The sequence below is a fragment of the Citrobacter sp. VF227 genome, from assembly GCF_052950715.1.
The window spans coordinates 70,980-92,696 of the sequence record NZ_JBRFVF010000013.1; the positions used below are offsets into that span (position 1 = coordinate 70,980).

21 protein-coding genes are annotated in these 21,717 nt (G+C 52.3%); 15 read left to right on the forward strand and 6 right to left on the reverse strand.

Translation table 11 applies throughout. The features are described from left to right. Positions 1-43: 43 nt before the first annotated feature. The 3 genes from ACU8YC_RS23175 to ACU8YC_RS23185 all read right to left on the reverse strand — a co-directional run bounded on the left by ACU8YC_RS23175 (position 44) and on the right by ACU8YC_RS23185 (position 2,664). On the reverse strand, positions 44-904 hold the full coding sequence (locus tag ACU8YC_RS23175; RefSeq protein WP_446895780.1) for a DUF2877 domain-containing protein: 861 nt from the start codon (positions 902-904) through the stop codon (positions 44-46). A 4-nt stretch (positions 905-908) separates the two neighbouring features. Further along, on the reverse strand, positions 909-1,577 hold the full coding sequence (locus ACU8YC_RS23180) for a cysteine hydrolase family protein (protein ID WP_151216371.1): 669 nt from the start codon (positions 1,575-1,577) through the stop codon (positions 909-911). 280 nt (positions 1,578-1,857) lie between these two features. After that, positions 1,858-2,664, reverse strand: a complete 807-nt coding sequence (locus tag ACU8YC_RS23185; RefSeq protein ID WP_151220038.1) for a dienelactone hydrolase family protein — start codon at positions 2,662-2,664, stop codon at positions 1,858-1,860. A gap of 265 nt (positions 2,665-2,929) precedes the next feature. On the opposite strand from ACU8YC_RS23185, the gene udp reads away from it, so the two are divergent. From udp to tatD, 9 genes are all read left to right on the forward strand, one after another. Next, positions 2,930-3,691, forward strand: a complete 762-nt coding sequence (gene udp, locus ACU8YC_RS23190) for a uridine phosphorylase (protein ID WP_057064426.1) — start codon at positions 2,930-2,932, stop codon at positions 3,689-3,691. Positions 3,692-3,850: 159 nt separating this feature from the next. Continuing rightward, positions 3,851-5,263, forward strand: a complete 1,413-nt coding sequence (rmuC, locus tag ACU8YC_RS23195; RefSeq protein ID WP_222841268.1) for a DNA recombination protein RmuC — start codon at positions 3,851-3,853, stop codon at positions 5,261-5,263. 94 nt (positions 5,264-5,357) lie between these two features. Continuing rightward, positions 5,358-6,113 (forward strand): bifunctional demethylmenaquinone methyltransferase/2-methoxy-6-polyprenyl-1,4-benzoquinol methylase UbiE, encoded by a 756-nt coding sequence (ubiE, locus tag ACU8YC_RS23200; protein WP_003017897.1) that lies wholly within the window; start codon positions 5,358-5,360, stop codon positions 6,111-6,113. A 13-nt stretch (positions 6,114-6,126) separates the two neighbouring features. After that, positions 6,127-6,732 carry a ubiquinone biosynthesis protein UbiJ gene (gene ubiJ / locus ACU8YC_RS23205; RefSeq protein WP_252839015.1) on the forward strand — a complete coding sequence of 202 codons (606 nt, stop codon included), beginning with the start codon at positions 6,127-6,129 and terminating at the stop codon, positions 6,730-6,732. After that, the gene (ubiB, locus tag ACU8YC_RS23210; RefSeq protein ID WP_151220035.1) at positions 6,729-8,369 is read left to right on the forward strand and encodes a ubiquinone biosynthesis regulatory protein kinase UbiB; all 1,641 of its coding nucleotides are present in this window, start codon (positions 6,729-6,731) and stop codon (positions 8,367-8,369) included. Before ubiJ ends, ubiB begins: the two co-directional genes overlap by 4 nt. A gap of 78 nt (positions 8,370-8,447) precedes the next feature. After that, on the forward strand, positions 8,448-8,702 hold the full coding sequence (tatA, locus tag ACU8YC_RS23215; RefSeq protein ID WP_003017888.1) for a Sec-independent protein translocase subunit TatA: 255 nt from the start codon (positions 8,448-8,450) through the stop codon (positions 8,700-8,702). Positions 8,703-8,705: 3 nt separating this feature from the next. Further along, positions 8,706-9,254, forward strand: coding sequence for a Sec-independent protein translocase protein TatB (tatB, locus tag ACU8YC_RS23220; RefSeq protein WP_151220034.1), 549 nt, complete (start codon positions 8,706-8,708; stop codon positions 9,252-9,254). A gap of 2 nt (positions 9,255-9,256) precedes the next feature. Further along, on the forward strand, positions 9,257-10,048 hold the full coding sequence (gene tatC / locus ACU8YC_RS23225) for a Sec-independent protein translocase subunit TatC (RefSeq protein ID WP_003017884.1): 792 nt from the start codon (positions 9,257-9,259) through the stop codon (positions 10,046-10,048). Positions 10,049-10,089: 41 nt separating this feature from the next. Beyond that, complete coding sequence (gene tatD / locus ACU8YC_RS23230; RefSeq protein WP_151220033.1) at positions 10,090-10,872, forward strand: 3'-5' ssDNA/RNA exonuclease TatD; 783 nt, start codon at positions 10,090-10,092, stop codon at positions 10,870-10,872. 4 nt (positions 10,873-10,876) lie between these two features. Here tatD and rfaH read toward each other — a convergent pair whose 3' ends face one another. Next, on the reverse strand, positions 10,877-11,365 hold the full coding sequence (gene rfaH / locus ACU8YC_RS23235) for a transcription/translation regulatory transformer protein RfaH (protein WP_151220032.1): 489 nt from the start codon (positions 11,363-11,365) through the stop codon (positions 10,877-10,879). Positions 11,366-11,569: 204 nt separating this feature from the next. Between rfaH and ubiD the strand changes: the two genes are divergently transcribed. Together ubiD and fre are read left to right on the forward strand one after the other, a co-directional pair. Beyond that, a complete protein-coding gene (gene ubiD / locus ACU8YC_RS23240; RefSeq protein WP_187254155.1) occupies positions 11,570-13,063 on the forward strand; it encodes a 4-hydroxy-3-polyprenylbenzoate decarboxylase in 1,494 nt (497 codons plus the stop codon). Positions 13,064-13,103: 40 nt separating this feature from the next. Further along, complete coding sequence (gene fre, locus ACU8YC_RS23245; RefSeq protein WP_151225768.1) at positions 13,104-13,805, forward strand: NAD(P)H-flavin reductase; 702 nt, start codon at positions 13,104-13,106, stop codon at positions 13,803-13,805. 184 nt (positions 13,806-13,989) lie between these two features. On the opposite strand, the gene fadA is transcribed toward fre, so the two are convergent. Next, positions 13,990-15,153 carry an acetyl-CoA C-acyltransferase FadA gene (gene fadA / locus ACU8YC_RS23250; protein WP_151220031.1) on the reverse strand — a complete coding sequence of 388 codons (1,164 nt, stop codon included), beginning with the start codon at positions 15,151-15,153 and terminating at the stop codon, positions 13,990-13,992. A 9-nt stretch (positions 15,154-15,162) separates the two neighbouring features. After that, entirely contained in the window at positions 15,163-17,352 is a 2,190-nt protein-coding gene (gene fadB, locus ACU8YC_RS23255; RefSeq protein ID WP_252839016.1) for a fatty acid oxidation complex subunit alpha FadB, read from the reverse strand. A gap of 189 nt (positions 17,353-17,541) precedes the next feature. On the opposite strand from fadB, the gene pepQ reads away from it, so the two are divergent. From pepQ to hemG, 4 genes are read left to right on the forward strand one after another with little or no spacing between them, the layout of a single operon-like run. Then, a complete protein-coding gene (gene pepQ, locus ACU8YC_RS23260) occupies positions 17,542-18,873 on the forward strand; it encodes a Xaa-Pro dipeptidase (RefSeq protein WP_187254157.1) in 1,332 nt (443 codons plus the stop codon). Next, positions 18,873-19,487 carry an IMPACT family protein gene (locus tag ACU8YC_RS23265; protein ID WP_151220028.1) on the forward strand — a complete coding sequence of 205 codons (615 nt, stop codon included), beginning with the start codon at positions 18,873-18,875 and terminating at the stop codon, positions 19,485-19,487. Before pepQ ends, ACU8YC_RS23265 begins: the two co-directional genes overlap by 1 nt. 38 nt (positions 19,488-19,525) lie before the next feature. After that, positions 19,526-20,977 (forward strand): Trk system potassium transporter TrkH, encoded by a 1,452-nt coding sequence (gene trkH, locus ACU8YC_RS23270; protein ID WP_151220027.1) that lies wholly within the window; start codon positions 19,526-19,528, stop codon positions 20,975-20,977. Positions 20,978-20,988: 11 nt separating this feature from the next. After that, positions 20,989-21,534: a menaquinone-dependent protoporphyrinogen IX dehydrogenase gene (gene hemG / locus ACU8YC_RS23275; RefSeq protein WP_210905524.1), complete on the forward strand. Its 546-nt coding sequence runs from the start codon at positions 20,989-20,991 to the stop codon at positions 21,532-21,534. Positions 21,535-21,717: the final 183 nt, after the last annotated feature.

Here is a 21,717-nt window from a genome sequence, read left to right on the forward strand (position 1 = left end):
CGATTCCGCGTAGCGATCTGCGCTACGAGAGCATTTCATTTATTCAATGGTGTGCGTACAGCGTTCTCATGCCGTGAAGCAAACCGGCCAGGCAGTCGACGCCCGATGTCGCCCCAAATTGCATGACCTGTTCTGCACAGGCGATAATCGTTGTTGTAGGCGCGTCAACATTAAGCTGTTTGAGCAACTCGCAAATCGGTTGCGAAAAATGATCTTGTAGCGCGCCGTGTAAATAATGCTGGCTGATGTCAGTTGTGTACGGTAGTTGCCGTTCAATAGCCTGTTGCAATCTGGTGTAGTGAGCCTCAAGACCGGGACAGAGTTTCCACTGCCAAAGCGCCGCCAGATAACCCAGTAGATAGTCATCGCCATCCGGCGTTAGCCCTTTGCCGTAACCGATTAACCGGGGGACCTGTTCTTCAAGTTGCTCCGGCGACTCTTGTGGCCTTAACCCCCGTTGGCGAATATTTCCCTGCCATTGCAGGGCGCTTTCTACCTCATGTTCCAGGCAAAACAGCAGCAGTTGAGAATCCAGCGTCCTGTAGTGCCGTTGAGGCCACAAACAGGTTTTCGGATCCAGCGATTCACGTCGGAGTTGGGGTTGCCACACTGCGGCTGCGTTCAGGTCCACACGAAAACGCTGGGCTATTAATACGCCATCGGCTAACCGAATTGTCCCGGTTCCTGTGATCTCCCGCCGCCAGTCCCACCATTCTGGCAGCATGATCCGTGCCGCATCCGCCAGGTTTTGATACTTCTCTGCACACAGCAGCGTGAGGTGACGTCCTTCTTCTGAGCGCAGATTCAGAGCATGCTGAAATGCACTGTGAACCCGCAGAATGTGTCGTCCTTTCACCGGAAAGAGATACCCTAGCGAAAGCGCAGAAAGTGCCGCCGGCGTCATGACGTTAGCCTTTCAACCCTGCGATAATGGCATCAGCGTGACTGACCCAACCAAAAATCGCGCCCTGGGCTTTGATCATCTCCAGCGCATATTTCTGGAACTCTGGAAAGTAGGAACCCACACAATCTTCAGGAATGATGCATTCATAGCCCCGATCGTTGGCTTCTCGTACCGTCGTCGTCACGCATACTTCAGTCGTGACGCCGCAGACAATTAACGTTTTGATCCCGTGATTTTGTAAAATCAGATGTAAATCAGTCTGGTAGAACGCACCTTTACCTGGTTTGTCGATAACCGGTTCACCCGAGACCGGGTACAGTTCAGGGATAATGTCGTGACCGGCTTCGCCCCGAACCAAAATGCGTCCCATAGGGCCTGTTTCGCCAATGAAAGTTTTACCGCCGCGGGTGAGTTTCGCCGCCGGGCAATCGCTAAGATCGGCGCGGTGCCCTTCGCGAGTATGAATCACAAGTAAGCCTTTATCGCGCGCAGCCGCTAATACCTTTTTACATGGCTCAATTGCGCTTCGAACCAACGAGACATCGTTACCTAATGCTTCACCAAAACCACCTGCCTCAACAAAGTCACGTTGCATATCGATCATCACCAGTGCGGTGGTATGCGGATCAAAAGGCAGAGCAAAAGGTTGGGCCTGGAAAGTCTGTTGCGTCATGATCAATCTCCTGTTCACAGAATAAGCAATTCGCTGGGTCTGTTACTGAGTATTCAGGAGAATAGCGATGTTAAACAGAAAAATAGTTTGGCGCTAAGCAACGAAAATTTTGCATTTGATGGGGGAGGAGTACGTCAAATGTGAAGGCGATCATAGCGCCTTCTTTAACAGCAAAAAAATTGATGCAGCGAGACTGTATAATTAAAAAAATTGTCGCAAGAATGTGACGCAATACACTTATTTTTTCTGAGGGATACCCTGGCCGAAGCCAGGGTTGTCCTTATTTTTTACTGCCGTACTGGGTAAACCACTCCAGCATTCTCTGCCAGCCATCCTTAGCGGACTCTTCGTGATAGCTCGGGCGATAATCGGCGTTAAACGCATGTCCGGCATCGGGATAGACCACGATTTCCGCTTTAGCATTGGCGGCGCGTAGCGCCTGACGCATTGTTTCAACGGTATCTTGTGGAATACTGGTGTCCTGGCCGCCATAAAGCCCCAGAACGGGAGCGTTAAGATCGGTCGCGATATCAACGGGATGTTTCGGCGAGTTGAGGGTTTTATCGCCCACCAGTTTGCCGTACCACGCCACCGCCGCTTTTAACTGTGGATTATGTGCGGCATACAGCCAGGTAATGCGCCCGCCCCAGCAGAATCCGGTAATCATCAGTTGATGCGCATCACCTCCGTTGCGGGAGGCCCAGCTGGCGACGTGATCCAAATCGGCCAGTACCTGAGAGTCAGGTACTTTGGCGACAAGGCCGCTGAGCAGCGTGGGAATGTCGGCAAAGTCATTGGGATCGCCTTCGCGAAAATAGAGCTCTGGAGCGATAGCCAGATACCCTTCCAGAGCCAGACGGCGGCAAACGTCACGAATGTGTTCATGAATGCCAAAAATCTCCTGCACGACAATAACCACGGGCAGCGGGCCATCGGTTTGCTTTGGTCGTGCGTGATACGCTGGCATATCATCGCCTTGTGAAGGTATGGATGTTACTCCGGCGATAATTGCGTTATCTGGAGTGTGAACCGTGGTAGACGTTGGTGGAGATACAGCAGGTGCAAAGCCAGATTGTCGTGTTGTCATGGTATTCTCCGTACCCTTAAATATTCAGCCAAAAAGCGCATTGTTAACTATAGACACATGCAACGAACCACATTGCCTTAAACGGGCTATCTTTTGTGCAGGGGTTCCTTACATCGCATCATTTATGTGATTTAAATCACTATTTGATGGTAATTGAATGCAATTGATTTACATCATAGTGATGACTGTCACGAAAATATGTTCATGCCTTCGGTAAAGTGTGTTTTTGCTTCTTCTGACAAAACCGATTCACAGAGGAGTTTTTATGTCTAAGTCTGATGTTTTTCATCTCGGCCTCACTAAGAGCGATTTACAAGGGGCTACGCTTGCTATCGTCCCTGGCGACCCGGAGCGTGTGGAAAAGATCGCCGCGCTGATGGATAAGCCGGTTAAGCTGGCATCTCATCGCGAGTTCACTACCTGGCGTGCTGAGCTGGATGGTAAAGCCGTGATCGTTTGCTCTACCGGTATCGGTGGCCCGTCAACCTCTATTGCCGTAGAAGAACTGGCACAGCTGGGCATTCGTACCTTCCTGCGTATCGGTACGACTGGCGCTATCCAGCCACATATCAACGTGGGTGATGTCCTGGTCACCACGGCGTCTGTCCGTCTGGATGGAGCAAGCCTGCACTTCGCGCCCATGGAGTTCCCGGCTGTAGCGGACTTCGAGTGCACCACCGCGCTGGTGGAAGCGGCGAAATCAATCGGCGCCACCACCCACATTGGCGTTACTGCGTCTTCTGATACCTTCTACCCGGGCCAGGAGCGTTATGACACCTTCTCTGGTCGCGTAGTGAGCCGTTTTAAAGGCTCTATGGAAGAGTGGCAGTCTATGGGCGTCATGAACTACGAAATGGAATCCGCCACGCTGCTGACCATGTGCGCTAGCCAGGGTCTGCGTGCCGGTATGGTTGCGGGTGTTATCGTGAACCGTACTCAGCAAGAGATCCCTAATGCGGAAACGATGAAACAAACAGAAAGCCACGCGGTGAAAATCGTGGTGGAAGCTGCGCGTCGTTTACTGTAATTCTCCCGTCTATTCAAAAAGGCCGACGCGTTCGGCCTTTTTATTTTGCGTAGTGCCTCGCAGGAAATTCCTTTTAAACTGGACGTTTATACAGCACAATTCTATTTTGTGCCGGTAAGTCGTAGCTGTAAGGGGGGCGTTGTGGATATTTCAATTGTGATGAGTGCCGTGCTGGCATTAGCCGCAGGACTGCTGGTCGGGTGGCTGGCAACAAAAGCGCACGCCGACAGGATCCGTGCCGATCTCCTCGAAGAACGACGTGAACTGGATATCGCGCTAAGCGCCGCCCGGCAACAACTCTCACAGGAAGCCCACTGGCGTGATGAGTGCGAACTGCTTAATAACGAATTGCGCAGCCTGCACAGTATCAACACCTCTCTGGAAGCCGATCTCCGTGAAGTCACTACCCGGCTGGAAGCAACGCAACAGCATGCGGAAGATAAGATCCGTCAGATGATCAACAGCGAACAGCGCCTGAGCGAGCAGTTTGAAAATCTGGCGAACCGTATTTTCGAGCACAGCAATCGCCGCGTAGATGAGCAAAATCGCCAAAGCCTGAACAGCCTGCTGGCACCGCTTCGCGAACAACTGGACGGTTTTCGACGCCAGGTTCAGGACAGCTTTGGCAAAGAGGCGCAGGAACGCCATACTCTGGCGCACGAAATTCGTAATCTCCAACAACTGAATGCGCAGATGGCACAGGAAGCGGTAAACCTGACGCGGGCATTAAAAGGTGATAACAAAACGCAGGGGAACTGGGGCGAGGTCGTACTCACGCGGGTGCTTGAGGCTTCCGGTCTGCGCGAAGGCTATGAATACGAAACCCAGGTCAGCATCGAAAACGACGCCCGTTCACGGATGCAGCCAGATGTTATTGTTCGATTACCGCAGGGCAAAGATGTGGTGATTGATGCGAAAATGACGCTGGTCGCCTATGAACGCTATTTTAACGCTGAAGATGAATTCACCCGCGAGAGCGCGCTACAGGAGCACATCGCCTCGGTGCGAAACCACATTCGTCTGTTGGGCCGCAAAGACTATCAGCAGCTTCCTGGATTACGTACGCTTGACTATGTGCTGATGTTTATCCCCGTTGAGCCAGCTTTTTTACTGGCGCTCGACAGGCAGCCCGAACTGATTACCGAAGCGCTTAGAAATAACATTATGCTGGTCAGTCCCACCACGCTGTTGGTGGCATTGCGTACGATTGCCAATCTGTGGCGCTACGAGCATCAGAGCCGTAATGCGCAACAAATTGCCGATCGGGCCAGCAAACTTTATGACAAGATGCGGTTGTTTGTGGATGATATGTCGGCAATTGGTCAAAGCCTGGATAAAGCCCAGGACAACTACCGACAGGCGATGAAAAAACTCTCTTCAGGCCGTGGAAACGTCCTGTCGCAGGCCGAAGCGTTTCGCAGTTTAGGAGTGGAAATTAAGCGCGAGATTAATCCTGAGCTGGCTGAACAAGCCACTACGCAGGATGAAGAGTACCGCTTGCGCTCGGTCCCTGAAACGCAACAAGATGAGCCTTACTCCGATGATGAAGCGGTAAATCAGCAATCAAGCTAGTCCATTTGGGGTAGTTGAACCCGGCAGAAGGGTAGGGCAAATTGGCCCAATCTGTTACACTTCTCGAACATTTTTTGAATGAGCAGGCACTGAGATGGTGGATAATTCACAAGAAACGACGCACTTTGGCTTTCAGACCGTCGCTAAAGAGCAGAAAGCTGACATGGTGGCCCACGTTTTTCATTCTGTGGCCTCTAAATATGACGTTATGAATGACTTAATGTCATTCGGCATTCATCGTTTGTGGAAACGCTTCACCATTGACTGCAGTGGCGTGCGTCGCGGACAAACCGTTCTCGATTTGGCTGGCGGTACCGGCGATCTGACGGCGAAATTCTCTCGCATGGTAGGCGAAACCGGCAAAGTTGTGCTGGCGGATATCAATGACTCGATGCTCAAAATGGGTCGTGAAAAGCTGCGCAATATCGGTGTAGTGGGGAACGTTGAGTACGTTCAGGCGAATGCGGAAGCATTACCTTTCCCTGACAACACGTTTGACTGCATCACCATCTCTTTCGGTCTGCGCAACGTGACGGATAAAGACAAAGCATTACGCTCAATGTATCGCGTGTTGAAGCCGGGCGGGCGTCTACTGGTGCTGGAGTTCTCTAAGCCGATTATCGAACCGCTGAGCAAAGCCTACGACGCGTACTCTTTCCACGTTCTACCGCGTATTGGCTCAATGGTAGCAAGCGATGCAGACAGTTATCGCTATTTGGCGGAGTCAATCCGCATGCATCCCGATCAGGACACCTTAAAAGCAATGATGCAAGATGCCGGGTTCGAAAGCGTTGATTACTACAACCTGACGGCTGGTGTCGTTGCGCTGCATCGTGGTTACAAGTTCTGACAGGAGATTGGGGATGCCTTTAAAACCCTTAGTGACCGCAGGCGTTGAAAATCTGCTCAACACCTTTCTGTACCGTTCCCCTGCGCTCAAGTCAGCCAGAACGCGTTTACAGGGAAAAGTGCTACGTGTTGATCTCAAAGGATTTTCAACACCGTTAGTTCTGGTGTTCAGTGAGCGCCAGGTCGATGTGCTGGGGGCATGGGAAGGCGAAGCCGATTGCACCGTAATCACACATGCCAGCGTGTTACCGAAACTACGCGATCGGCAGCAACTCACCACGCTTATTCGCAGCGGTGAGCTGGAAGTCCAGGGCGATATTCAGGTCGTACAGAACTTTGTTGCGTTGGCCGATCTGGCGGAGTTTGATCCCGCTGAACTGTTAGCGCCCTATACTGGCGATATCGTCGCGGAAGGGGTTAGCAAAGTGTTGCGTGGTGGAACGAAGTTCCTGTGCCGCAACATTCAACGCCAGCAGCGCTATGTTGCTGAAGCGCTCACCGAAGAGTGGCGCATGGCTCCTGGTCCGCTTGAGGTTGCATGGTTTGCAGAAGAAACGGCAGCCGTTGAGCGCGCGGTCGAATCTCTGGCAACACGGCTGGAAAAACTGGAGGCCAAATGACGCCAGGTGAAGTACGGCGCCTTTATTTCATCATTCGCACTTTTTTAAGTTATGGCCTTGATGAACTCATCCCTAAAATGCGTATCACGCTGCCGCTCCGGCTGTGGCGTTACTCGCTGTTCTGGATGCCCAACCGACACAAAGATAAACCACTGGGAGAAAGGCTGAGACTGGCTTTACAGGAACTTGGCCCGGTGTGGATCAAGTTTGGGCAAATGCTCTCAACCCGTCGTGATCTTTTCCCTCCTCACATCGCCGATCAGCTAGCGCTACTGCAGGATCGGGTTGCGCCATTCGATGGGCAACGCGCGAAAGAACAAATCGAAGAAGCGATGGGCGGACTGCCCGTCGAAGAATGGTTTGATGATTTTGAGATCACGCCGCTGGCATCTGCATCTATTGCTCAGGTTCACACCGCACGGCTGAAATCGAATGGCAAAGAGGTGGTGATCAAAGTTATTCGCCCGGACATCCTGCCGGTTATCAAAGCGGATTTAAAACTGATCTATCGCCTTGCTCGTTGGGTTCCTCGCCTGCTGCCTGATGGTCGTCGCCTGCGGCCAACAGAAGTGGTCCGTGAATATGAAAAGACGTTGATTGATGAACTGAATTTGCTGCGCGAGTCAGCGAACGCGATTCAGCTGCGACGTAATTTTGAAGACAGCCCGATGTTGTACATCCCGGAAGTGTACTCCGACTATTGCAGTCAGAACATGATGGTGATGGAGCGCATTTACGGTATTCCCGTTTCAGATGTCGCCACGCTTGAGAAGAACGGCACCAATATGAAGTTGCTGGCTGAACGCGGTGTTCAGGTCTTCTTTACTCAGGTTTTCCGTGACAGCTTTTTCCATGCGGACATGCACCCTGGGAATATTTTCGTAAGTTATGAGCACCCTGAAAACCCGAAATACATTGGTATTGATTGTGGGATAGTGGGTTCTTTAAACAAAGAAGATAAGCGCTACCTGGCTGAAAACTTCATCGCGTTCTTTAACCGTGACTACCGCAAAGTTGCTGAACTGCACGTGGATTCTGGCTGGGTTCCGCCGGATACCAACGTTGAAGAGTTCGAATTTGCCATTCGTACCGTGTGTGAGCCGATTTTTGAAAAGCCGTTGGCGGAAATTTCCTTTGGTCATGTGCTGTTGAATCTGTTCAACACTGCGCGCCGATTCAACATGGAAGTTCAGCCTCAACTGGTATTGCTTCAGAAGACGCTGCTGTATGTTGAAGGTGTCGGACGACAGCTCTATCCGCAGCTAGATTTATGGAAAACGGCTAAGCCATTCCTCGAATCCTGGATCAAAGATCAGGTCGGTATTCCGGCACTTGTCAGGGCATTTAAAGAAAAAGCACCGTTCTGGGTCGAAAAAATGCCAGAAATACCTGAACTGGTGTATGACAGTTTGCGCCAGGGCAAATATTTACAGCACAGTGTTGATAAGATTGCCCGCGAGCTTCACGCGAATCATGTACGTCAGGGACAATCCCGTTATTTATTGGGCATTGGCGCAACATTGTTGCTAAGTGGAACATTCCTGCTGGTAAGCCGTCCTGAGTGGGGGCTTATGCCGGGCTGGTTGATGGCAGGCGGTGTCCTGGCCTGGTTAATCGGCTGGCGCAAAATGCGCTGAATTTTTCATCGCCCAAGGCAGGCCGTGTAACGTATACTACGGCCTTATTAATTCATCATCTATGACAGAGGAACATGTATGGGTGGTATCAGTATTTGGCAGTTGTTGATCATTGCCGTCATCGTTGTACTGCTATTTGGCACCAAGAAACTCGGCTCCATCGGTTCCGATCTTGGCGCATCGATTAAAGGCTTCAAAAAAGCGATGGGTGATGATGAGCCTAAGCAAGATAAAACCAGCCAGGACGCTGATTTTACAGCTAAATCCATCACCGATAAGCAGGGCGAAGTGAAAAAGGAAGACGCCAAAAGCCAAGATAAAGAGCAGGTATAATCCGTGTTTGATATCGGTTTTAGCGAACTGTTATTGGTGTTCGTGATCGGCCTCATCGTTCTGGGGCCGCAACGATTACCCGTAGCGGTAAAAACGGTTGCTGGCTGGGTGCGTGCTTTACGTTCCCTGGCAACTACTGTTCAGAATGAACTGACCCAGGAGCTTAAGCTTCAGGAGTTTCAGGACAGCCTGAAGAAAGTAGAGAAAGCGAGCCTGACAAATCTGACCCCGGAGCTGAAAGCCTCAATGGATGAGCTGCGTGAAGCGGCAGAATCGATGAAGCGTTCATACAGCGTGCACGATCCTGAGAAAGCGAGCGATGAAGCGCACACTATCCACAATCCGGTGGTGAAAGAAGGTGAAGCGCAGCGAGAAGGGGTCACCCCTGCCGCCGCTGAAAACCAGGCCAGTTCGCCGGAGCAAAAACCGGAATCCACGGGTGCTACAACGCCAGAGCCGACGGAAAACGCTTCCGCCACGTTGATGGATGCAGAAAAGAAAGCTGCCGCACCTGTTGTCGAATCCTCACCCTCGTCGAGTGATAAACCGTAAACATGTCTGTAGAAGATACCCAACCGCTCATCACGCATCTTATTGAGCTGCGTAAGCGACTCCTGAACTGCATTATTGCGGTAATCGTGATCTTTCTGGCGTTGGTTTATTTTGCCAACGACATTTACCATATGGTTGCAGCGCCGCTGATTAAACAGATGCCGCAGGGCGCAACGATGATTGCCACTGATGTGGCCTCGCCGTTCTTTACCCCGATCAAGTTGACCTTCATGGTGTCGCTGATCCTGTCAGCGCCAGTGATCCTCTACCAGGTGTGGGCATTCATTGCGCCAGCTTTGTATAAACATGAACGTCGCCTGGTGGTGCCACTGCTGGTTTCCAGTTCGTTATTGTTTTATATCGGCATGGCATTCGCCTACTTTGTCGTCTTCCCGTTGGCGTTTGGTTTTCTGGCCAACACGGCTCCGCAAGGTGTACAGGTATCGACGGACATTGCCAGCTATCTCAGCTTCGTCATGGCGCTGTTTATGGCTTTCGGTGTCTCTTTTGAGGTTCCGGTTGCCATCGTCCTGCTATGCTGGATGGGCATTACGACGCCTGACGATTTACGCAAGAAACGTCCTTACGTTGTAGTTGGGGCATTTGTCGTCGGGATGTTACTGACCCCGCCGGATGTTTTCTCGCAAACGCTGTTGGCGATACCGATGTACTGCCTGTTCGAGGTGGGTGTTTTCTTCTCCCGTTTCTATGTCGGTAAGCGACGTACGCGAGATGAGGACAACGAGGCTGAAGAAGCAAAAGAAGCCGAAGCCACTGAGAAAACTGAAGAATAATTTCAACCGCCCGTCAGGGCGGTTGTCATATGGGAGGAAGCATGTTTGATATTGGCGTTAATTTAACCAGTTCACAATTTGCGAAAGACCGGGATGAGGTCGTGGCGCGCGCCTTTGCTGCGGGCGTAAACGGTATGCTTCTGACCGGAACAAACCTGCACGAAAGTCAGCAAGCGTTAAAGCTGGCGCAACATTATCCGCATTGCTGGTCCACGGCTGGCGTGCATCCCCATAACAGCAGTCAATGGCAATCCTCAACGGAAGACGAGATTATCGCGCTGGCAAACCAGTCGAAGGTGGTTGCTATTGGTGAATGCGGCCTGGATTTCAATCGTAATTTCTCCACCCCGCAAGAGCAGGAGCGTGCGTTTGAGGCACAGCTTCGCATTGCCGCTGAACTGCAGATGCCGATTTTCATGCATTGTCGGGATGCGCATGCGCGTTTTCTGACATTACTGGAGCCGTGGCTGGATAGCCTCCCCGGCGCAGTGCTGCACTGTTTCACCGGCTCGCGTCAGGAGATGCAGGACTGCGTGGACCGAGGACTTTATATCGGTATTACCGGATGGGTCTGTGATGAGCGCCGGGGAATGGAACTACGGGAGCTGCTGCCGTTTATCCCGGTGGAAAGACTGCTGATAGAAACCGATGCGCCTTATCTACTTCCTCGCGACTTAATGCCGAAACCAGCCTCACGGCGCAATGAACCGGCGCACCTGCCACATATTCTTGAGCGTATTGCACACTGGCGCGGAGAAGATCCTCAATGGTTGTCAGCAACCATTGATGCTAACGTCAGAACGCTGTTCGAAGTGGCCTTCTAACGGCTTATATTTTTCGAAAGCCAGTATTTTTCACGCTCTGCTTAATCTCTTTATTCAACAGGTTAAGCAGCAGCATGGAGCGCGCTTCGCCATCCGGCTCGGTGAAAATCGCCTTTAACCCCTCAAACGCCCCTTCAGTGATAATCACACTGTCCCCAGGCTGAGGGGTCTGCGGATCAACAATGCCTTCAGGCTTGTAGATGGAAAGCTGGTGAATAACGGGAGAAGGGACGGTCGCTGGCGTTGCGCCGAAACGTACGAAATGACTGACACCACGCGTGGCATTGATGGTAGTGGTGTGGATCACTTCTGGGTCGAACTCGACAAACATGTAATTAGGGAATAGCGGTTCACTGACCGTGGCACGTTTACCGCGCACCATTTTTTCCAGGGTGATCATAGGCGTCAGGCAGTTCACCGCCTGCCTTTCCAGGTGTTCCTGGGCTCGCTGAAGTTGCCCACGTTTGCAGTACAGTAAATACCAGGCTTGCATAATAACTCTTATCCGCTTGTTCTGAGCGCCAGCATAGCAAAAGCCATGAGTTAAGTTAATTATACCTGTCTCAAAGCAGGCTGAAACCCAATGGGTATATACTCCCAGAGCTTAAATGCATCGCCAGAGTTCACGCTAATTTAACAAAAATACAGCATCACAATGATGAACGCCGTATAATGAAGCGCTTACGAAGAGGCCACAATGGACGCCATGAAATATCACGATTTACGCGACTTCCTGACGCTGCTTGAACAGCAGGGCGAGCTCAAACGCATTTCGCTTGAGGTGGATCCCCACCTGGAAATCACTGAAATTGCCGACCGCACCCTGCGTGCCGGTGGGCCTGCGTTACTGTTTGAGAATCCTAAAGGCTATTCAATGCCGGTGTTGTGTAACCTGTTTGGCACACCGAAGCGTGTTGCGATGGGTATGGGGCAAGAAGATGTCTCGGCATTACGGGAAGTCGGTAAACTGTTGGCGTTTTTGAAAGAGCCAGAGCCACCGAAAGGATTCCGCGACCTGTTTGATAAGCTGCCGCAGTTTAAGCAGGTGCTGAACATGCCGACTAAGCGGTTGCGCGGTGCGCCTTGTCAGCAAAAGGTCTTCTCCGGCGATGACGTTGATTTAAATCGTATTCCGATTATGACCTGCTGGCCGGAAGATGCGGCGCCGCTGATTACCTGGGGGCTAACCGTAACGCGCGGCCCGCATAAAGAGCGGCAGAATCTGGGTATCTATCGCCAGCAGTTGATTGGCAAAAACAAGCTCATTATGCGCTGGCTGTCCCACCGCGGCGGAGCGCTCGATTATCAGGAATGGTGCGCGGCGCATCCTGGTGAGCGCTTCCCGGTTTCAGTTGCGCTGGGTGCAGACCCTGCGACCATTCTGGGGGCCGTCACGCCCGTCCCAGATACATTATCCGAGTATGCATTTGCCGGGCTGTTACGTGGTACCAAGACCGAAGTGGTCAAATGTATTTCCAACGATTTGGAAGTACCCGCCAGCGCTGAAATTGTGCTCGAAGGGTATATCGAGCCGGGTGAGTTGGCCCCGGAAGGGCCGTATGGCGATCATACCGGGTATTACAACGAAGTAGATAGCTTCCCGGTCTTTACCGTGACGCATGTTACCCAGCGTGAAGATGCTATTTATCACTCTACCTATACCGGACGTCCGCCTGATGAGCCAGCAGTGCTCGGCGTGGCGTTGAACGAAGTATTTGTTCCTATTCTGCAAAAGCAGTTCCCGGAAATCGTCGATTTTTACCTGCCTCCGGAAGGCTGTTCATACCGTCTGGCAGTGGTGACGATGAAAAAACAGTACGCTGGCCATGCTAAACGCGTCATGATGGGTGTTTGGTCGTTTTTGCGCCAGTTTATGTACACCAAATTTGTTATTGTTTGCGATGATGACGTCAACGCACGTGACTGGAATGATGTGATTTGGGCAATTACTACCCGTATGGACCCTGCCCGGGATACGGTACTGGTAGAGAATACGCCAATTGATTACCTGGACTTTGCCTCGCCGGTTTCCGGCCTTGGTTCAAAAATGGGGCTGGATGCCACAAATAAATGGCCGGGCGAAACCCAACGTGAATGGGGACGTCCGATTAAAAAAGATCCTGAAGTGACTGCGCGTATTGACGCTATTTGGGATGAACTGGCCATCTTTAATGACGGCAAAAGCGCCTGAGGCGCGATCATTTTGCCTATTGATCCGACAGAGAGAGCGCATGACAACCTTAAGCTGTAAAGTGACCTCGGTAGAAGCTATCACTGACACCGTATATCGCGTTCGTTTAGTGCCTGACGCGGCGTTTTCCTTTCGTGCTGGCCAGTATTTAATGGTCGTGATGGACGAAAGGGATAAGCGTCCGTTCTCCATGGCATCAACGCCGGACGAGAAAGGATTCATTGAGCTGCACGTTGGCGCTTCTGAGCTAAATCTTTATGCCATGGCCGTGATGGACCGCATTCTGAAAGACCGGGAGATCAAGGTCGATATTCCGCATGGCGAAGCCTGGCTGCGTGATGAAGACGAGCGCCCGTTGATCCTGATCGCAGGCGGCACGGGGTTTTCTTACGTGCGTTCCATTCTGCTCACCGCGCTGGCGCGTAATCCCAACCGCGATATCACCATTTACTGGGGTGGGCGCGAAGAGAAACATCTCTACGATCTCTCTGAGCTGGAAGCGTTGTCAGTTAATCACCCGAACCTGCGCGTTGAGCCGGTGGTGGAACAGCCTGAAGACGGCTGGCGTGGTCGTACGGGCACCGTGTTAACGGCAGTATTGCAGGATTACGGTACTCTGGCTGAACACGATATCTACATTGCTGGTCGTTTCGAGATGGCCAAAATCGCGCGCGATCTGTTCTGCAATGAACGCAGTGCGCGTGAAGACCGTCTGTTTGGCGATGCTTTTGCATTCATTTAGTAATAAAAAACCCGCCCCTGACAGGCGGGAAGAACGGCAACTAAACCTTTCCCCGTCATAATTCACACTGCTTCTTTGTTGGCTGCCTTTTCTCACCCCGGTCACATAGTTATCTATGTTCCCGGGGATTCGCTCAGTTGCCGCCGCGATGCAGCGCGAATTATTTAGGGGAATTTATCTTTGATTAAACTCGCTCAAATACCGTTGCGATGCCCTGCCCTAACCCGATACACATCGTCGCCAGACCAAACTGCACGTCTTTGCGTTCCATCAGGTTGAGCAGGGTGGTGCTAATACGCGCACCGGAACATCCCAGTGGGTGGCCCAGGGCGATCGCGCCGCCGTTGAGGTTGATCTTCTCGTCTATCTGCTCCATCAGACCCAGATCTTTAATGCACGGCAGGATCTGGGCGGCAAAGGCTTCGTTCATTTCAAACAAGCCGATGTCGCTGGTGGAGAGTCCCGCTTTTTTCAGCGCCAGTTTTGAGGCCGGAACCGGACCGTAACCCATGATTGAGGGGTCGCAGCCGACAACAGCCATCGAACGAATACGGGCACGCGGCGTCAGACCCAACTCACGGGCGCGGCTTTCGCTCATCACCAGCATTGCCGCTGCGCCGTCGGAGAGCGCGGAGGAGGTACCCGCAGTGACCGTTCCGCTCACCGGATCGAACGCCGGACGCAGGGTGGACAGCGCTTCAACGGTTGTCTCCGGGCGAATAACCTCATCGTAGTTAAACTGCTTCAGCACGCCGTCTGCGTCATGACCACCGGTTGGGATGATTTCATTCTTAAAGGCGCCGGACTGTGTGGCGGCCCAGGCGCGGGCGTGTGAACGTGCGGCGAAGGCGTCCTGCATTTCACGACTGATACCGTGCATGCGCGAAAGCATTTCTGCGGTCAGGCCCATCATCCCCGCAGCTTTTGCTACGTTGCGGCTCATGCCTGGGTGAAAATCAACGCCGTGGCTCATTGGTACATGGCCCATATGCTCCACGCCACCAATCAGGCACGCCTGTGCATCGCCGGTCATGATCATACGTGCCGCGTCGTGCAGCGCCTGCATTGATGAACCGCACAGGCGGTTCACGGTGACCGCCGGAACGGAGTGCGGGATTTCCGCCAGCAGCGAGGCGTTACGGGCGATGTTGAAACCCTGCTCCAGCGTTTGCTGCACACAGCCCCAGTAAATGTCATCCAGCGCGGTTGGATCCAGTGCCGGATTACGCGCCAGCAGGCTACGCATTAAGTGTGCGGAGAGATCTTCTGCCCGCACGTTACGAAACGCCCCCCCTTTTGAACGGCCCATCGGGGTACGGATCGCATCAACAATTACAACCTGTTCCATTGTGACTCCTTAAGCCGTTTTCAGGCTGCCAACCGGGCGGGCAGGCTCAACCTGGGGATAATACGGTTCGTTATGGCGCGCCTTATCACGCAGACCAGCCGGAACTTCATACAGCGGGCCAAGGTGCTGATACTGCTGAGCCATATCGAGATACTTCGCGCTGCCGAGCGTATCCAGCCAGCGGAACGCGCCGCCGTGGAACGGAGGGAAGCCCAGGCCATACACCAGTGCCATATCGGCTTCTGCCGGACTGGCGATAATGCCTTCTTCCAGACAACGCACCACTTCGTTGACCATTGGGATCATCATGCGGGCGATAATCTCTTCATCACTGAAGTCGCGTTTAGGCTGGCTGATATCTGCCAGCAAACCATCAACGGTGGCATCTTCTTCTTTCTTCGGCTTGCCTTTGTTGTCTTCTTTATAGCGCCAGAATCCAAGACCGTTTTTCTGCCCGAAACGGTTAGCATCAAACAGGGCGTCTATCGCGTCGCGATAATCTTTCTGCATCCGTTGTGGGAAACCTGCAGACATTACCGCCTGCGCGTGATGTGCAGTATCAATACCCACCACGTCCAGCAGGTAAGCCGGACCCATTGGCCAGCCAAACTGTTTTTCCATGATTTTGTCGACTTTGCGGAAATCCGCTCCGTCGCGCAGCAGCTGGCTGAAACCGGCAAAATACGGGAACAGCACGCGGTTCACGAAGAAACCGGGGCAGTCGTTGACCACAATTGGCGTTTTGCCCATCTGGCTTGCCCATGCGACAACTTTGGCGATGGTTTCATCCGAGCTTTTCTCGCCGCGAATGATCTCAACCAGTGGCATGCGGTGTACTGGGTTAAAGAAGTGCATCCCACAGAAGTTTTCCGGGCGCTTGAGCGCGCTGGCCAGTTCGTTGATTGGGATGGTGGAGGTATTCGAAGCCAGTACCGTATCCGGGCGAACTTTGTCTTCAGTCTCCGCCAGCACCGCTTTTTTCACTTTCGGATTTTCCACGACCGCTTCAACTACCACATCCACACGTTCGAAACCGCTGTAGTCGAGGGTAGGATGAATGGTGGAAATTACGCCCGCCATTTTCAGACCGTCAATTTTGCCGCGTTCAAGCTGTTTGTTCAGTAGCTTGGCTGCTTCGGTCATACCGAGCGTTAATGATTTGTCATTGATATCTTTCATCACAACCGGCACGCCTTTCCAGGCTGACTGGTACGCGATGCCGCCGCCCATAATACCTGCGCCCAGCACTGCCGCTTGCTTTGGCGCATCAATATTTTTGGTGAGTTTTTTGGCTTTGGCTTTCACGAACTGATCGTTCAGGAAGATCCCAACCAGCGCGCGAGCTTCACTGGTGTGCGCCAGTGGCACAAAGCTTTTATTTTCCAGATTCAGCGCTTCTTCACGACCAAAACGGGCCGCTGCTTCAATGGTTTTCACTGCGGTAATCGGTGCGGGATAGTGCTTACCTGCCGTCTGCGCCACCATACCTTTAGCGATGGTAAAGCTCATGGCCGCTTCAATTTTGCTGAGCTTCAACGGCTCAAGCTTCGGCTGACGTTTGGCTTTCCAGTCGAGATCGCCATTAATTGCCTGTCGTAATACCGCAATCGCGCCATCAAGCAGTTTGTCTTGCTTCACTACGCCATCGACCAGGCCGATTTTCAGCGCCTGCTCAGCGCCAACATCTTTACCCGCAGCAATAATTTCCAGAGCGCTGTCTGCGCCCAGCATACGTGGCATACGTACGGAGCCGCCAAAGCCCGGCATGATACCCAACTTAGTTTCCGGCAGGCCGATGCGCAGGTCTGGTGTTGCCAGGCGATAATCGGTTGCCAGGACACACTCGCAGCCGCCGCCCAGTGCGTAGCCGTTTACCGCTGAGAGGGTCGGAACAGGCAGATCTTCGAGGCGGTTAAAGACGCTGTTAGCAAAATGCAGCCACTGGCTCAACTGCTCTTCAGGCACGAGGAACAGTGAAAGGAATTCGGTGATATCGGCACCAACAATAAAGGCTGCTTTGTTAGAACGCAGCAGCAGCCCTTTTAAATTCGGTTGATTTTCCAGCACGTCAAGCGCATGGCCCAGGCTGGCAACGGTGGCCGTGTCGAGTTTATTGACCGAACCAGGGGCATCGAACACCAGTTCGGCGATGCCATCTTCCAGCCAGTCGAGGTACAGGGTGTCGCCTTTGTAAAGCATGTCAGTCTCCTGAATCCGCAAGGTGATCTGGTCATACCAGATGAATCGAAGTGTGTATTTTGTGTTAAAAAAATGCAAATGAATGATTAAAGAAATGACGATTTGATCACGCTCGGTAGAAATCACGCACTCACAAGGCGATGTGCTAAGATGCGGAGACTTGAGGTCAAAAAAACAGAAGGATAGAAAATGGAATCACTGGCCGCACTCTATAAAAATCATATCGTTACCCTACAAGAACGGACGCGCGACGCGCTGGAACGCTATAAGCTGGATGCGTTACTTATTCATTCAGGTGAGCTGATTAACGTCTTTCTCGACGATCATCCATATCCGTTTAAGGTCAATCCGCAGTTCAAAGCCTGGGTGCCTGTAACGCAGGTTCCTAACTGCTGGTTGTTGGTGGATGGTGTGAATAAGCCAAAGCTGTGGTTCTACCTGCCGGTTGATTACTGGCACAACGTTGAGCCGCTGCCGACCTCTTTCTGGACGGAAGAGATCGAGATCATCGCGCTGCCAAAAGCGGATGGTATTGGTAGCCAACTGCCTGCTGCTCGCGGCAATATCGGTTACATCGGTCCCGTTCCGGAACGCGCGCTGCAACTGGACATCGCGGCCAGTAACATCAACCCGAAAGGGGTGATCGACTACCTGCATTATTACCGTGCTTATAAAACGGATTACGAACTGGCCTGTATGCGCGAAGCGCAGAAAATGGCGGTGAATGGACACCGTGCCGCGGAAGAAGCGTTCCGTTCCGGAATGAGCGAGTTTGACATTAACCTCGCTTACCTGACGGCTACCGGTCATCGCGACACCGACGTGCCGTACAGCAATATCGTGGCGCTTAACGAGCATGCTTCGGTTTTGCACTACACCAAGCTGGATCATCAGGCTCCGTCTGAAATCCGTAGCTTCCTGCTGGACGCAGGTGCGGAATATAACGGCTATGCAGCAGACCTGACGCGCACCTGGTCGGCGAAAAGCGACAACGACTATGCGCATCTGGTGAAGGATGTGAATGACGAGCAACTGGCGTTGATTGCCACGATGAAAGCGGGCGCCAGCTATGTGGACTACCACATTCAGTTCCATCAGCGCATCGCGAAACTGCTACGTAAGCATCAAATTATCACCGATATGAGTGAAGAAGCGATGGTTGAAAACGATCTTACCGGGCCGTTTATGCCGCACGGTATTGGTCACCCGCTGGGCCTGCAGGTACATGATGTTGCTGGCTTTATGCAGGATGACAGCGGTACCCACCTGGCTGCGCCGTCGAAGTATCCTTATCTGCGTTGCACCCGCGTTTTGCAACCGGGCATGGTTTTGACGATCGAACCGGGCATCTATTTTATTGAATCGCTGCTGGCACCGTGGCGTGAAGGGCAGTTCAGCAAACACTTCAATTGGCAGAAAATCGAAGCCCTGAAACCGTTCGGCGGTATTCGTATTGAGGACAACGTGGTGGTCCACGAAAACAATATCGAAAACATGACCCGGGATTTAAAACTGGCGTAATGGACAGTTGGTTAATCCCTGCGGCGCCGGTAAGCGTCGTTGAAGAGATCAAAAAAAGCCGCTTCATTACGCTGATCGCCCATACGGACGGTGTAGAAGCGGCAAAAGCGTTTGTTGAGTCAGTTAAAGCGGAACACCCGGATGCCCGTCATCATTGTATGGCGTGGGTGGCGGGTGCGCCCAATGACTCGCAACAGCTGGGATTTTCCGATGATGGCGAACCGGCGGGTACGGCAGGCAAACCGATGCTCGCACAGCTGATGGGGAGCGGCGTCGGTGAGATTACCGCGGTGGTGGTGCGCTACTACGGCGGTATCCTTCTGGGTACGGGGGGACTGGTAAAAGCCTATGGTGGTGGTGTGAATCAGGCGCTGCGGCAGTTAACGACACAGCGCAAGACGCCATTAACCGAATATACTTTGCAGTGTGAGTACGGTCAGTTGGCAGGTATTGAAGCTTTGTTGGGGCAGTTTGACGGTAAAGTCATTGCCAGTGATTACCAGGCTTTTGTTCGGCTCAGGGTGGCGCTTCCTTATGCCAAAGTGGATGGATTTTCGGCAAAACTGGCGGATTTTAGTCGTGGTTCATTGCAATTGTTAGCGATTGAAGAATAATCCCCACCTCATTTTAAAGAACTAAGGAAGCGGCAGAGATGCATTTTCGCGCCATCACCCGAATCGTTGGACTACTGGTCATCTTATTCTCGGGGACAATGATTATCCCCGGACTGGTAGCGCTCATTTATCGCGATGGGGCTGGGCGTGCATTTACCCAAACTTTCTTCGTTGCTCTGGCTATTGGCTCTATGCTGTGGTGGCCAAACCGTAAAGAGAAGGGCGAGCTGAAATCGCGCGAAGGATTTCTGATTGTTGTTTTATTTTGGACCGTGCTGGGGAGCGTGGGTGCGTTGCCATTCATTTTTTCGGAAAGTCCTAACCTCACGATAACCGACGCTTTTTTTGAATCCTTTTCCGGATTAACTACCACAGGTGCGACGACGCTGGTGGGGCTTGATTCATTGCCACACGCGATTCTCTTTTATCGCCAGATGCTGCAATGGTTCGGCGGGATGGGGATCATCGTGCTGGCAGTGGCTATCCTGCCTATTCTTGGCGTGGGTGGCATGCAGCTCTATAGGGCAGAAATGCCCGGACCGCTGAAAGATAATAAAATGCGCCCGCGTATTGCCGAAACAGCAAAAACGCTGTGGCTTATCTATGTATTACTGACGGTGGCCTGCGCGCTGGCGCTATGGTTTGCCGGGATGCCCGCGTTTGATGCCATTGGGCACAGCTTTGCCACAATTGCTATCGGCGGCTTTTCCACACACGATGCCAGCGTGGGATATTTCGACAGTCCCACGATTAATACGATTATTGCTATCTTCTTGCTGATCTCCGGCTGTAACTATGGTCTGCACTTCTCTTTATTAAGCGGGCGTAGTCTGAAGGTCTACTGGCGCGATCCGGAATTCCGTATGTTCATCGGCGTACAGTTGACGCTGGTGGTTGTCTGTACGCTGGTGTTGTGGATACATAATACCTATGGGTCGGCGCTCACGACCATCAACCAGGCTTTTTTCCAGGTAGTGTCGATGGCGACGACTGCCGGATTTACTACAGATAGTATTGCCCGCTGGCCGCTGTTCCTACCGGTGCTGTTGCTGTGTTCTGCGTTTATCGGCGGGTGTGCCGGGTCGACGGGCGGTGGCTTGAAGGTGATTCGTATCCTGCTGCTGTTTAAACAGGGTAACCGTGAATTGAAACGACTGGTACACCCGAATGCGGTTTACAGTATCAAGCTGGGGAATCGTGCGTTGCCGGAGCGAATTCTTGAAGCCGTATGGGGATTCTTCTCTGCTTATGCGCTGGTCTTTATTATCAGTATGCTGGCGATTATTGCGACCGGCGTAGATGACTTCTCTGCGTTTGCCTCTGTGGTCGCGACGCTGAATAACCTGGGGCCCGGGCTGGGGGTTGTTGCCGACAACTTTGCCAGTATGAACCCCGTAGCGAAGTGGATCCTGATTGCCAATATGCTGTTTGGTCGTCTGGAGGTCTTTACTCTGCTGGTACTTTTTACACCTACCTTCTGGCGTGAATAATGGAGTAACACGTGAAAACACTGATTCTTTTTTCTTCCCGGGACGGACAAACGCGCGAAATCGCCGAGTATCTGGCTTCTGAGCTCAAAGAGCTGGGTGTTTGGGCGGATGTGCTTAATTTGCATCGTACCGCGGAGCCCGACTGGCAAAATTATGACAGCGTGGTGATTGGCGCCTCGATTCGCTATGGTCATTACCATGCTGCTTTCCAGGAATTTGTGAAAAAGCATGCCACGCGATTGAATGCGATGCCGAGTGCGTTCTACTCCGTTAACCTGGTTGCCCGTAAACCGGAAAAACGTACGCCTCAAACTAACAGCTATGCGCGCAAGTTCCTGATGAGTTCGCCGTGGCGGCCAGATCGTAGCGCAGTTATTGCCGGTGCTTTGCGGTATCCCCGTTATCGCTGGTATGACCGCGTTATGATCCAACTGATAATGAAGATGTCAGGCGGTGAAACGGATGCGAATAAAGAAGTGGTGTATACCGATTGGGAACAGGTTGCGGGTTTCGCGCGGGAAATCGCTCAGTTAACCCACAAAACGGTGTCAAAATAAACGTAAAGTATAAAAAATAATCACTCGGAAAATTATTTTAAATTTCCCCTTGTCAGCCTGAAATAACTCCCTATAATGCGCCTCCACTGACACGGAACAACGGATTACAAGCCGCCGGGTCAGCGGGGTTCCACTGAGAACTTCGACGAAGAAAGCACAATTAAATGCTTGACTTCGTAGCGG